12 protein-coding genes are annotated in these 12,669 nt (G+C 72.2%); 9 read left to right on the top strand and 3 right to left on the bottom strand.

Going from position 1 to position 12,669, the window contains the following annotated elements; genetic code table 11:
- The first annotated feature begins 217 nt into the window (after positions 1–217).
- From JMF97_RS01875 to mutM, 6 genes are all read left to right on the top strand, one after another.
- Positions 218–715 (top strand): SPFH domain-containing protein, encoded by a 498-nt coding sequence (locus JMF97_RS01875; protein WP_043723302.1) that lies wholly within the window; start codon positions 218–220, stop codon positions 713–715.
- Between the two features lie 242 nt (positions 716–957).
- On the top strand, positions 958–1,521 hold the full coding sequence (locus tag JMF97_RS01870; RefSeq protein WP_043719909.1) for a YceD family protein: 564 nt from the start codon (positions 958–960) through the stop codon (positions 1,519–1,521).
- Between the two features lie 5 nt (positions 1,522–1,526).
- Positions 1,527–1,700 (top strand): 50S ribosomal protein L32, encoded by a 174-nt coding sequence (gene rpmF / locus JMF97_RS01865; RefSeq protein ID WP_013732077.1) that lies wholly within the window; start codon positions 1,527–1,529, stop codon positions 1,698–1,700.
- A gap of 129 nt (positions 1,701–1,829) precedes the next feature.
- Positions 1,830–2,783, top strand: coding sequence for a phosphate acyltransferase PlsX (locus JMF97_RS01860; RefSeq protein WP_203220289.1), 954 nt, complete (start codon positions 1,830–1,832; stop codon positions 2,781–2,783).
- Positions 2,780–3,631 (top strand): ribonuclease III, encoded by an 852-nt coding sequence (rnc, locus tag JMF97_RS01855; RefSeq protein ID WP_203219926.1) that lies wholly within the window; start codon positions 2,780–2,782, stop codon positions 3,629–3,631. The genes JMF97_RS01860 and rnc overlap by 4 nt, the downstream gene beginning before the upstream one ends.
- Positions 3,624–4,481, top strand: coding sequence for a bifunctional DNA-formamidopyrimidine glycosylase/DNA-(apurinic or apyrimidinic site) lyase (gene mutM / locus JMF97_RS01850; protein WP_203219925.1), 858 nt, complete (start codon positions 3,624–3,626; stop codon positions 4,479–4,481). Before rnc ends, mutM begins: the two co-directional genes overlap by 8 nt.
- 6 nt (positions 4,482–4,487) lie before the next feature.
- On the opposite strand, the gene JMF97_RS01845 is transcribed toward mutM, so the two are convergent.
- Both JMF97_RS01845 and JMF97_RS01840 read right to left on the bottom strand, forming a co-directional pair.
- Positions 4,488–5,390: an endo alpha-1,4 polygalactosaminidase gene (locus JMF97_RS01845; RefSeq protein ID WP_307816729.1), complete on the bottom strand. Its 903-nt coding sequence runs from the start codon at positions 5,388–5,390 to the stop codon at positions 4,488–4,490.
- Positions 5,391–5,478: 88 nt separating this feature from the next.
- Positions 5,479–7,005 carry a CAP domain-containing protein gene (locus JMF97_RS01840; protein WP_307816728.1) on the bottom strand — a complete coding sequence of 509 codons (1,527 nt, stop codon included), beginning with the start codon at positions 7,003–7,005 and terminating at the stop codon, positions 5,479–5,481.
- 371 nt (positions 7,006–7,376) lie between these two features.
- Between JMF97_RS01840 and JMF97_RS01835 the strand changes: the two genes are divergently transcribed.
- From JMF97_RS01835 to JMF97_RS01825, 3 genes are all read left to right on the top strand, one after another.
- Positions 7,377–7,571, top strand: a complete 195-nt coding sequence (locus tag JMF97_RS01835; RefSeq protein ID WP_013732083.1) for a hypothetical protein — start codon at positions 7,377–7,379, stop codon at positions 7,569–7,571.
- Positions 7,572–7,858: 287 nt separating this feature from the next.
- Complete coding sequence (smc, locus tag JMF97_RS01830; RefSeq protein ID WP_203219923.1) at positions 7,859–11,473, top strand: chromosome segregation protein SMC; 3,615 nt, start codon at positions 7,859–7,861, stop codon at positions 11,471–11,473.
- Positions 11,473–12,093, top strand: coding sequence for an HAD-IA family hydrolase (locus JMF97_RS01825; RefSeq protein WP_203219922.1), 621 nt, complete (start codon positions 11,473–11,475; stop codon positions 12,091–12,093). The genes smc and JMF97_RS01825 overlap by 1 nt, the downstream gene beginning before the upstream one ends.
- A gap of 10 nt (positions 12,094–12,103) precedes the next feature.
- On the opposite strand, the gene JMF97_RS01820 is transcribed toward JMF97_RS01825, so the two are convergent.
- On the bottom strand, positions 12,104–12,634 hold the full coding sequence (locus JMF97_RS01820) for a DinB family protein (RefSeq protein WP_203219921.1): 531 nt from the start codon (positions 12,632–12,634) through the stop codon (positions 12,104–12,106).
- Between the last annotated feature and the right edge of the window lie 35 nt (positions 12,635–12,669).

Genomic DNA, 12,669 nt, shown 5'->3' with positions numbered 1-12,669 from the left:
CCTCGTCGATCTTGCACTTCTGGTCGGGGATATGCCTCGTGTGCGGCTTTTGTGGGGACAGAAAGTGCAAGATCGCGGGGGCGAAGGGGCGGCGACTCGCCGGGGGAGGGGGTGGCGGTTGGGTGGGGTGGGGGACGACATCATTGGGTGAGGCGGGAGACTGGCTTCAGCCCGCATGATGTAGGTCGGTCTGACCAACGACAGGAGTGAGGTGCCGGTGGACCCGCTCGACCGCATCGAGGAACTGATTGCCATGGTGGAGCAGGCGCGCTCCGTCCCGATGTCGCGCAACAACTGCATGGTCGATCGGGGCGAGATGATCGGTGCTCTCGACGAGTTGCGCGCCGAGCTGCCGGCAGATCTGCGCCGGGCCGCGGCGCTCCTCGAGGAGCGCGACAAGATCATGGAGGCCGGTAAGCGGGAGGCCGACCGGATCATCAGTGAGGGTGAGGCGGAGCACGCCCGCCTGGTCTCGGTGAACGAGATCACCGTCTCCGCCGAGCACGAGGGCGCCCGGATCATCGCCGAGGCCCGGGCCGAGGCGCAGCGCCTCCGCGAGGAGGTCGACGACTACGTCGACACCGCGCTGGCCAACTTCGAGCAGTTCCTCACCCGGGCACTGGCCTCCATCGAGCGCGGGCGGGACAAGATGCACGCGCTACGGGAGATCGGCACCTTCGGTGGCGAGGAGACGGAGCGGCCGCTACCGTTCTGAGCGGCGCGACCGCATCGGTGCCGCGATCCTCCCGCCACCGACCAGCGCCGGCGACCATCCGGAAACCGGTGACCGTCCGGGAACCGGCAGTCGACCGGAGCCCGGCGGCCGTCCGGAAACCGGCGGCTGGCCTGCCACCCGCATCCGCCCCGCCGCCAGCGGTGGGGCCGCCCCCGGTTCGACGTTCGAGTGCCCGTCCAGGTAACCTCGTTTGTCGGCCTCTCACCGGCCGGAGTCTGACTATGCCCAAACACTCGCCTTCTCCACTCGACCCCAGGTCGCCGCTGGTCCTCGACACGAGGGAGCTGCCGCGCCGACCTGGTGCGTTGCGTACCGTCGAACGGGTGGTTCAGGCACCGTCGGACCTCGGCGTGGAGTTGATCGGCGTGCCGGAGGGCGCGGACCTCGACCTCGATCTGCGGATGGAGTCGGTGTCCGAGGGCGTGCTCGTCTCGGGGACCGTCAGCGGTCCGATCCGGGGCGAGTGCGGTCGCTGCCTACGCGAGATCGACGACTCGGTGACGGTGACGATCCAGGAGCTGTACGCGTACGAGAACAGCACCACGGACGCCACCACCGAAGAGGACGAAGTCGGTCGATTGCAGGGTGACCTGATCGACCTGGAACCGGCGCTGCGGGACGCGGTGGTGCTCGCACTGCCGACCAACCCGCTCTGCCGCCAGGACTGCCCGGGACTGTGCTCCGAGTGTGGGGTGCACTGGGACGATCTGCCGGCGGATCACAGCCACCAGCAGGTCGACCCGCGTTGGGCGGGCCTGTCGCAACTGACCCGTACAGAGGAGTAAGAACCGTGGCCGTCCCCAAGCGCAAGATGTCGCGCAGCAACACCCGGTCCCGCCGGGCGAACTGGAAGGCCGCGGCGGTCGCGACCGTGGCCTGCCCGCAGTGCAAGTCCCCCAAGCTGCCGCACGCCGCCTGCTCCGTCTGCGGCACCTACAACGGCCGCCAGGTCCTCGAGGTCTGACCCGGACGCCGCGTGACGTCTCCGACCACAGGTCGGGCGACGCGCATACCCCGGCGATCGCCTGCTGCTCCCGCCGACGCCGGCCGGCTCTCCCCGGCCGGCGTCGTCACGGAGCCGGGAACCGCACGGATCGCCGTTGACCTCCTCGGCGGGGACGACGCTCCCGACGTGGTGGTGGACGGCGCTCTACGGGCGGTGCGCGCCGACCCTGATCTGCACCTCCTGCTCGTCGGCCCGACCAAGGCCGCCGGTGCGCTGGTCGACGCCCTCGACCCGGCCCAACGGGCCCGGTTGACGCTGCGACCTGCGCGTACCGCCGTCGAAACGGCCGACGATCTCACCGCGGCCCGCGCCGAGAACACGGTCCGGGCGGCCGTCGCCGCGATCCGCGCCGGCCAGGCCGACGCGCTGGTCTCCGCCGGGTCCACCGGCGCCACCGTGACCGCTGCCGCCCTCGGCCTCGGCCGCTGGCCGCAGATCCGGCGGCCGGCCCTGGCCGCCACCCTGCCCGGTGTCTCCGGACCGGTCGTCCTGCTCGACGTCGGCGGCTCGATGGAGCCGAGTCCGGCGACCCTGGCCCGGCACGCCGTGCTCGGCGCCGCGTACGCCGCCATCGCCCACGGCCTTGACGCCCCCCGGGTGGGGCTGCTCTCCGTGGGCACCGAACCGGGCAAAGGTGACCGGCCCCGCCGCCTCGCCGACCCGATGTTGCGCGCTACGGAACTGCCCGGTGACGCTCGGTACGTGGGCCTGGTCGAGGGGTACGACGTCTGCCTCGGCACGCGCGCCGATGTGGTGGTCACCGACGGGTTCACCGGTAACGTGCTGCTCAAGGCGATCGAGGGCGCGTACGCCATGGCGGGCGGACCGCCGCCGGACGGGGGCGCGCCGCGGGCAGCCGCGCTGCTCGGGGTGGCGGGCACCGTGGTGGTCTGTCACGGCGCCGCTCGCCCGGCCGACATCGCTTCCGGCATCGCGCTGGCTGCCCACCTCTGGCGGCGAGCTGCCACCGAGCGGGTCGCCGCGCTGCTTGCCACCGACCGCACCGATCGCACGACCGACACTGAGGTACGCACATCATGAGCATCGACAAGCGACGGCGGCCCTCCATCGGCCACCTCGAGGCAGCCTTCGGCGTGTCAATGGACCCGGAGCTGCTGGAGCGGGCCCTGACCCACCGCTCGTACGCGTACGAGAACGGCGGCCTGCCGACCAACGAGCGGCTGGAGTTCCTCGGCGACTCGGTGCTCGGCGTGGTTATCACCACCGCGCTCTTCCACAACCACCCGGACCTGCCCGAGGGGCAACTGGCCAAGCTGCGGGCCAGCGTGGTCAACATGCGCGCCCTGGCCGACGTGGCGCGCGGGCTGGGCCCGGACGGCCTCGGCCCCTACCTGCTGCTGGGCAAGGGTGAGGAAACCACCGGCGGTCGGGACAAGGCGAGCATCCTCGCCGACACCCTGGAGGCGCTGCTCGGCGCGATCTACCTCCAGTACGGGCTGGACACCGCCGCCGAGGTCATCCACCGGCTGTTCGACCCGTTGATGGCCGAGTCGGCCGGCCGGGGCGCCGCCCTGGACTGGAAGACCAGCCTTCAGGAGTTGACCGCGGCGCTGGGTCTCGGTGTGCCGGAGTACCGGATCGAGGGTGCCGGACCGGACCATCTGAAGACCTTCACCGCCTGGGTGGTGGTCGCCGGTAACCGGTACGGCGGCGCCGACGGGCGCAGCAAGAAGGAGGCCGAGCAGCGGGCTGCGGAGTCGGCCTGGCGGACCCTGAACGCGCAGGCCGAAGCCGACCGGGCCGAGCCGGAGACGGTCGACGAGCCGTCCGTCGCCGCGGTGACCGTCGAGCCGGCGGAGGTCGCGGCCGACGACGGGCGGGCCGTCGTGGACGCCGGTCAGCCGCAGGTGCAGGCGCCCCGTGCCTGAGTTGCCCGAGGTGGAGACCGTCCGGCAGGGGTTGGCGCGCTGGGTCACCGGCCGACGCATCGAGTCCGTCGAGGTACGCCACCCGCGTGCGGTGCGTCGGCACGTGGCCGGCGGCGCCCACTTCGCCGACGTGCTGGCCGACCGGACCGTGCTCGACGTGTGCCGGCGCGGCAAATACCTCTGGCTGCCGCTGGACAGCGGTGACGCGGTGATCGGGCATCTCGGCATGTCCGGGCAGCTGTTGCTGCAACCGGCCGCCGCCCCGGACGAGCCGCACCTGCGGGTCCGCTTCCGGTTCACCGACGACGGTCCCGAACTGCGCTTCGTCGACCAACGCACGTTCGGTGGGCTCTCGGTCAGCGAGGGCGGCGCGACGCTGCCCGCGGAGATCGCCCACATCGCCCGGGACCCGCTGGATCCGCAGTTCTCCGACGCGGACTTCGTCACCGCGATGCGCCGCCGCCGGACCGAGGTCAAGCGTGCGTTGCTCGACCAGACGTTGATCTCCGGGGTGGGCAACATCTACGCCGACGAGGCGCTCTGGCGGGCCGGACTGCACGGCACCCGGCCGACCGACGCGTTGACCGGCCCCGCCGTACGGCGGTTGCTCGGCCACGTACGCGACGTGCTGACCGAGGCGATCACGGCGGGCGGCACCAGCTTCGACGCGCTGTACGTCAACGTCAACGGGGAGAGCGGTTACTTCGACCGGTCGCTGAACGTCTACGGCCGCGAGGGGCAGCCCTGCCGGCGCTGCGGCGCGCCGATCCGCCGGGAGGCCTTCATGAACCGGTCGTCGTACAGCTGCCCGCGCTGCCAGCCCCGCCCCCGCGCCACCCTGCGCGGCTGACGGCGATCACGGTACGGGGCAGGGCAGCCGCCAGGCGTCCAGGCTGCGGTGTTTGCGGATGGAGGCGAACCCGTAGCCGACGCTCGTGACACAGAAGTCGGTGAGCCCGCCGGTGTACTCGACGTGGAACACCGGCTTGCCGGCGTCGACGAACGGCAGCAGCTTGTCGCACCGCTTGAGCCGTACGCACTCCTCGTCGACCGCGAAGTCGAAGTCCGGCGCCAGCGCGGCGACCTGCCCGAGGTTGCCCCGCAGCCCGGGAGACAGATCCAGCGAACGGGCCAACGCCGCGACCCGACGGTTGAACTGCAACTGGTCGTCGAAATCCAGCCGGAAGCCGGGGGAGTGGGCGTAGCCGTCGCCGTCGGCGAGCAGTACCGCGCCGAAGCCCTTGCCGCGGCAGAGCCGGAACCGGTCGGCCAGCACCGGCCGCAGGGCGTCCCATCGGCGTACGTCCAGCCAGATGCGGCCGGTGCGGGTGACCGTCGCGCCGCGGACCTGTGACGGGTACCGGGTCGCGTCCGGATCGTCCGGATGGACCGTGCCGACGTGCACCTGGCAGACCAGTCGACGGTGTCGGGCCCGCAGGTCGGCGGTCTGCGCCGCGGTGGTGCTGACCGGGTCGAGGACGAACACGTCCGCCTCGACCGTCACGTCGAGCACCCCGTCGAGTTGCCACTGCCATCGCCACAGCCGGGCCGAGGCGGACGGCCAACTGGTCGATGCGCCGGGCGGGGTGAGATCCGGCCGGCAGGCGGCCAGCGACACGAGCACGGTGCACGCCAGGCCGGCGCGCATCGCCCGTCGTACCTGTGCCCCGCCCAGCCCGATCCGCATCGCCAGCTCCGCAGGTTGCGCCGGCGGCGGGACGCCGCCCGAGCCGGTACGCCGTCGGCGTACCTCACCCACTCAAACGAGTGCAGACCCGACAAGGACTCGCGGCTGGACGTGGCGCGGCACCGGAACGCGACGAGTTCCGGTGCCGCGCCCGCCGCACTCAGCGTGGCGCGGCGAAGACCTGCGTCCAGTACGGTCCGTTGCTGCTCGCCACGCCGACGCCGATCTCGGTGAAGGCGCAGTTCAGGATGTTCGCCCGGTGCCCGGGGCTGTTCATCCAGGCGTCCATCACGGCGGCGGGCGACTGCTGGTTCCAGGCGACGTTCTCGCCGTACGTGCGCCAGGCGTACCCGACCCGGTCGATCCGCTCTCCGGGGTCGCTGCCGTCGCTGCCGGTGTGCGACATGTTCCGGTTGTCGGCCTGGTCCTGGCTGTGCCGCTGGGCCGCGGTGGTCAGCTTCTCGTCGACGGTCAACGCGCCGCAGCCGGCCTTCGCCCGTTCCGCGTTGACCAGGTCGACCACCTGGGCGGCCTGCGACCCGCCGGCCCCGTTGGACGGCGAGGCGGTGACCGTGGCACCACGACTCGGGCTGCCCCGACGCTCGGCGCTCTGCCGGGAAGGTGCGGTGCTGCTGCGCGCGGGGGTGGGCTTCGGCTTCGCCGCGAGACTGGGCGACGGCGAGGGCGTGGCGGCGCTGGGCGAGACGCTCGGGCTCGGGCTGGGGCTCGGGGAGTCGAGCGGGTCGAGGACGTCCACCGGCTCCTCGCTCTCCAGCAGCGCGGGTCCGGTGGCCACCGGACGCTCACCGGCGGTGGTGCTGGTCGGCGCGTCGTTGCCGGGCAGCGCGAGGGCCGCGACGCCGATGCTCACCGCGAGGGTGGCCGCCGCCGCGGCACCGCCCAGCACCAGGGGGCGCGACAGGCGACGACGGGACGGCCGGGCGTCGGTCTCGGGCGCGTCGGCCACCGTCTCGGTCCGGGCGGAGGCCCGATCCTCCGGTACGCCGTAGGACCTCTCCCCGTGCCACTGCCTCTCGTCACCCCGCCCGTACTGCTGCTGACCGGCGTAGGGCTGCTGATCCGAGTAGGGCAGTTGCGCACCGTAATGCTGGTCACGGTAGGACTGCTCACCGTAGGGCTGCTCACCGTAAGGCTGGACGAGGTAGGGGTCCTGGGCGGCGTAGGGAAGCTGGCTGTCGGCGTACCCCTGGTTGTCGTACCCCTGGTTGTCGTGGTGCGGGTCGGGGGCGGCGTGCCGCGCGGGCTGCTGCCCGTCGTGCTGGTCGGACCAGCGGCTGACCTGCGTGGTCGGCTCGTCGGCGCGCCAATCGCCGTCGTGCCGGCCGTGGCTCGGCGCGCCGTGGTGGCCCTCGGACGGCCAGGCGGTGTCCCGGTGGTGCTGGCCGACACCGCCCTGGTCGGCACTGTTCTGGTCGGCACTGTTCTGGTCGGCCCAGTGGGGGTGGGCCGGTGCCGGATAGCCCGCCTCGGCGGGTCGGTGTGGGCGGTGCCACTGCTCGGTGGGCTGGTCGTGGTACCACCGGTCGGACGAACTCTCCGGTTCGTCACCGAACAGGTACGACGAGCGCGGTGCCGGGCGGTCGGTCAGCCAGGCCGGGTCGTCGTCGGTCGGTGGCGCTGGTCGCCGGGTGGCATCCGGGTCGAGCGGGTCGTTCCAGCCGTGCACGCCTGTCGCCTCCACGGGTCGGTTAGGGGCCGGGGTGACGCTACGTGGTCGGTCTGAGCAGCAGCAATGTGGCTAAGGAAGAGTTAAGAGGACCCTGTACATCCGGGTGAGGTATTCCGGCGATTCGGTGCGTAGAGTTGGGGTGTCCGGACAGAGTGTGTCCGCGCCGTGTGGCAGCCTCCCGTGACGGGCCGGGTAGACGTCGAAATGATCTACGGCCTGCGTGAACTTGACGAAACAGGGGCTGTCGGCTCAATATAGAGATGTCGCCAGTCGCGCCCGGCCGTGCCCAGAATTCGTGGGAATGGTAGTCGCGTATACAAGGGCGCGCGTTGGCCGGCCTCTCCGGCAGCGCAATTCAAGGAGTCAACATGGCGAAGGCCCTCTTCGGCCACGTAGGTGCAGCGCCCGACCGGCGCCTGCTCGACGAGGTCACCCGACTGCGTGCCAGGGTTCAGTCACTGGAGTTCGAGATCACGCGGCTGCGTGCCGAGAACGATCGGCTCGCGGCGGCTGCGGCAGAGGCGGATGATCTGCTCCGTCTTGCCGAGCCCGCGCTGACCTGATCCACCTGGCCGCCACAACCGAATAGCACCACCGCACAAAAAGCGCGCCGACACCAAGTGCCGGCGCGCAATTCTGTGCACCATTGATCGACTTTGTGGCCTGATGATCGACCAGGCCCTCCGACGCCGAGGCGAAACCGTCTGACACCTGTGAAAAGGAACGCTTGCGGCGTGCCGGCAGGTGGGTCGCGTCGCGCAGCCCACCCTGGGCCGGGTTACTCTGCGGGTTTACCAGGGTCCGCGCAGCCGGGCGACGGTACGGCGGCCACCGGACGAGGATCGAGAAGGTGCATCTCAAGAGCCTGACGGTGAAGGGCTTCAAGTCCTTCGCCTCCGCGACGACGCTGAAGCTGGAGCCGGGGATCACCTGCGTGGTGGGCCCGAACGGCTCCGGCAAGTCCAACGTCGTCGACGCCATCGCCTGGGTGCTCGGCGAGCAGGGCGCGAAGGCGCTGCGCGGCGGCAAGATGGAGGACGTGATCTTCGCCGGCACCGCCGGTCGCGCCCCGCTCGGTCGGGCCGAGGTGACCCTGACCATCGACAACACCGACGGCGCCCTGCCGATCGAATACACCGAGGTCTCCATCACCCGCCGGATGTTCCGCTCCGGCGAGAGCGAGTACGAGATCAACGGCGACACCTGCCGCCTGCTCGACATCCAGGAACTGCTCTCCGACTCCGGCATCGGCCGGGAGATGCACATCATCGTCGGGCAGGGCCGGCTCGACGGCATGCTGCACGCCAAGCCGGAGGACCGGCGCGCGTTCATCGAGGAGGCGGCCGGCGTCCTCAAGCACCGCAAGCGCAAGGAAAAGGCGCTGCGCAAGCTCGACGCGATGCAGACCAACCTGAACCGGCTCACCGACCTCACCGCCGAGCTGCGGCGTCAACTCAAGCCGCTCGGCCGGCAGGCCGAGGTGGCCCGCCGCGCCGCGGTGATCCAGGCCAGTCTGCGTGACGCCCGCCTGCGGCTGCTCGCCGACGATCTCGCCACCCTGCGGACCACCCTGGACCGGGAGGTCGCCGACGAGACCGCGCTGCGGCAGCGGCGCGAGGAGGTGGAGGCCGAGCACACCGAGGTGCAGGCCCGCCTCAGCGAGCTGGAGGAGGCGCTGGCCGCCGACGCGCCGCTGCTGGCCGCCGCCCAGGACACCTGGTACAAGCTCTCCGCGTTGCAGGAGCGGTTCCGCTCGATCGAGCAGCTCGCGTTGGAACGGCTGCGACACCTCAGCGCCACCCCGGACGACGAGCGGCCGGGCCGCGACCCGGACCAGTTGGAGGCCGAGGCCGAACGGGTCCGGGAGCAGGAGGAGGAGCTGCGGGCGGCGCTCACCGACGACCAGATCCGCCTCGCCGAGGCGGTGGAGCACCGACAGGAACTGGAACGGCAGCTCGCGGCGGCGGAACGCGAACTGGTCGCCGCGGCGAAGGCGATCGCGGACCGGCGCGAAGGGCTGGCCCGGCTGACCGGTCAGGTGAACTCGGCGCGCGCCCGGACCACCAGCGCCGGTGAGGAGATCGAGCGGCTCGCCGCCGCGCACGCCGACGCGATGACCCGGGCCGAGCGGGCCCAGGCCGACCTGGACGCCGTCGCCGAGCAGTCCACCGAGGCCGACCGCGACAACGCCGACCTGGACGCCCGGCACGCCGAGGCGGTCAGCGTCCAGGAGCAGGCCCAGGCGACGGTCCGTTCGCTCTCCGACGCCGAGCGGGCGGCGGAGAAGGACGCCGCCACCTGGAAGGCCCGCGAGGAAGCGCTCGCCCTCGGCCTGCGCCGCAAGGACGGCGCCGGAGCGTTGCTGGCCCGCGCCGACCAGGTGCCGGGGCTGCTGGGCAGCCTCGCCGGCCTGCTCACCGTCGCCCCCGGCCACGAGGCGGCGCTCGCCGCCGCGCTCGGCGGGCTGGCCGACGCGGTCGCGGTCAGCGGGGTGGACGAGGCGGTCGAGGCGATGCGACTGCTCAAGATCTCCGACGCCGGACGGGCCGGACTGCTGGTGGGCAGCCCGGCCGGGCCGGGCATGTCCGGCTCCGCCGACGCGCTGCGTCCCAAGCTGCCCGACCGCGCGCACTGGGCACCCGACCTGGTCGAGTGCGACGCGCGGATCCGACCGGCGGTGCACCGGGCACTGCGGGACGTGGTGCTTGTCGACGACCTCGCTGCCGCGGCGGAGGTGGTCGCCGGCAACCCCGAGCTGCGGGCGGTCACCCGGGAAGGGGACGTCGTCGGGGCGTACGCGGCGGCCGGTGGGTCGGCGAAGGCGCCCAGCTACATCGAGGTGCAGGCAGCCGTCGAGGAGGCCCGCGCCAACCGGCTCACCGCCGAGCGCACCAGCGCGGAGCTGCGCGAACAACTGGTCGAGGCGCGGGCCGCCGTGGCCGAGGCGAAGGAGCGGGTGCAGCATGCCGCCGCGGCGAAGCGGGAGGCGGAGAGCCACCGCAACGCCGCCGCCCGCCGACTCGCCGAGTTGGGTGCCGCCGCCCGGTCCGCCAAGGCGGAGACCGACCGGCTGGGCGAGTCGCGGGCCCGCGCCGAGGCGGCACGGGAACGGGACCTGACCGCCCTGGCCGAGCTGGAGGAGCGGCTGCGCCTGGCCGAGGCCACCCCGATCGACGCGGAACCCTCCACCGAGGAACGTGACCAGCTTGCCGCGATGGTGCCGCAGGCCCGGCAGAACGAGATGGAGGTCCGGCTCGCGGTGCGTACCGCCGAGGAGCGGGTGTCCTCCATCGCCGGGCGGGCCGACTCGCTGCGCCGGCAGGCCGCCGCCGAGCGGGCCGCGCGGGAGCGGGCCGCGGCCCGGCGGGCGGCGCGGGTGCGCGGCGCGGGCATCGCCCGGGCCGTGGCCGGTGGTGCCCGGGAGGCGCTGACCCGGCTGGCCACCAGCATCGCGCAGGCGGAGGAGCAGCGTGACGCGGTGGCCCGGGCACGGGCCACCCGCGAGGCGGAGCTTCAGGAGGTGCGGGCCGCCGCGAAACGATTCGGCGCGGAACTGGAGCGGCTGACCAGCCAGGTGCACCGCGACGAGGTGGCCCGGGCCGAGCAGCGGCTGCGCATCGAACAGTTGGAGGCCAAGGCCGCCGAGGACTTCGGGTTGACCGTGGAGACCCTGATCGCCGAGTACGGCCCGAGTCAGCCGGTGCCGCCCACCGAGGCCGAGGTGGCCGCCGCCGAACGCGACGGCCTCCCGGTGCCCGAACCGGTCCGCTACGAGCGCCCGGTGCAGGAGAAGCTGGCCGCCAAGGCCGAACGCGAACTGGCCCTGCTCGGCAAGGTCAACCCGCTGGCGTTGGAGGAGTTCGCCGCGCTGGAGGAGCGCTACAAGTTCCTCTCCGAGCAGTTGGAGGACCTCAAGGCGACCCGGCGGGACCTGCTCACCGTGGTCAAGGACGTCGACGATCGGATCCTGGAGGTCTTCGCCAGCGCCTTCGCCGACACCGCCCGGGAGTTCGAGCAGGTCTTCACCGTGCTGTTCCCCGGTGGGGAGGGGCGGCTGGTGCTCACCGACCCGGACGACCTGCTGACCACCGGCGTCGAGGTCGAGGCCCGCCCGCCCGGCAAGAAGATCAAGCGACTGTCGCTGCTCTCCGGTGGCGAGCGGTCGCTGACCGCGGTGGCGATGCTGGTGGCCATCTTCCGCGCCCGGCCCAGCCCGTTCTACATCATGGACGAGGTCGAGGCGGCGCTCGACGACGTGAACCTGGGTCGGCTGATCACCCTGCTCGCCCAGTTGCGGGAGAAGAGTCAGCTCATCGTCATCACGCACCAGAAACGGACCATGGAGATCGCCGACGCGCTGTACGGCGTGACCATGCGGGGCGGGGTGACCCAGGTCATCAGTCAACGGCTCAACCGGGCCGACACGGACGACGAGCGGCGAAGCCGCGGCGAGGAGAACGGTTAGTGGTTCGGGAACGCGCGACAGCGCTCCTGGTGGACTTCGACGGCGTACTGCGGCGTTGGGACCCGGCGGTCGCCGCCGAGGTGGAGCGGGAGTACGGCCTCTCCACCGGCGTGCTCGGGGAGATCGCCACGTCCTGGGGGCTGCTCCAGCCGGTGCTCACCGGCCGGGTCAGCCACGCCGACTGGATGTCGAGCGTGGCCGACGCGCTGACCCCGTCGGTGGGCGACCCGGACCGGGCCCGGGCGGCCGTGGAGCAGTGGCAGCGCCACCGCGGTGAGGTCGACCCGCAGGTGTTGGCGTTCATCCGCGAGGTGCGGGCCGCCGGCATCCGGGTCGGGTTGGGCACCAACGCCACCGACCAGCTCGACGCCGACCTGGCCGCGCTGGACCTCACCGACGAACTCGACGTGGTGGTCAACTCCTCGGTCATCGGCGTGCACAAGCCGGCCAAGGAGTACTTCCAGGCCGCCTGTGTGGCGCTGGAGACCCCGCCGGACCGGGTGCTCTTCGTCGACGACGAGGACCGGGCGATCAGCGGGGCCCGGGTGGCCGGGTTGTCGGCGTACCGCTGGAACGGGCCGGAGGACCTGCGTTACCTGCGGGCCGCGCTGGCCTGCTGACGGCGGCCGGTCACTCGCCGGTCACCCCGTCGATCGCCTCGCGGATCAGGTCGGCGTGCCCGTTGTGTCGGGCGTACTCCTCGATCATGTGCAGGTAGACCCAGCGCAGGCTGACCTCATGGCTCTTCTCAGCACGGCGCAGGGTGAAGACCTCGTCCAGGTCGTGGCCGGCGGTGGCCGCGTCGGCGGCCGCGATCTCGGCGCGGAACGCCGCGAAGTCGGCCTCGGGGTCGGCGGTGTCCACGGTGTTGAACTCGGCGTCCGGGTCGGCGTCGAAGTCGTACAGCTCGGGCAGGCTCTCACCGGCGAAACACTGCCGGAACCACCACCGTTCGACGACGGTCATGTGCCGTACCAGACCGAGCAGGGTGAGCGTCGACGACGACACGGCTGCGGTCCGCAGCTGTTCGCCGGTCAGCCCGGCGCACTTGAGCAGCAATGTGTCCCGGTGGTAGTTGAGCCAGCCCTCCAGCATGATGCGCTCGTCGGCGCGGTAGGGCTCGTGTCGGCGGTCGATGGCCGGTGCAGTCCACGTCGTCATGCCGGTCATCGTGCTGTCCGGGTGTGACAAGTGCG

This window comes from Micromonospora fiedleri (assembly GCF_016774385.1).
Taxonomy (GTDB): domain Bacteria; phylum Actinomycetota; class Actinomycetes; order Mycobacteriales; family Micromonosporaceae; genus Micromonospora; species Micromonospora gifhornensis.
This window is presented reverse-complemented; position numbering and strand designations above follow the sequence as displayed.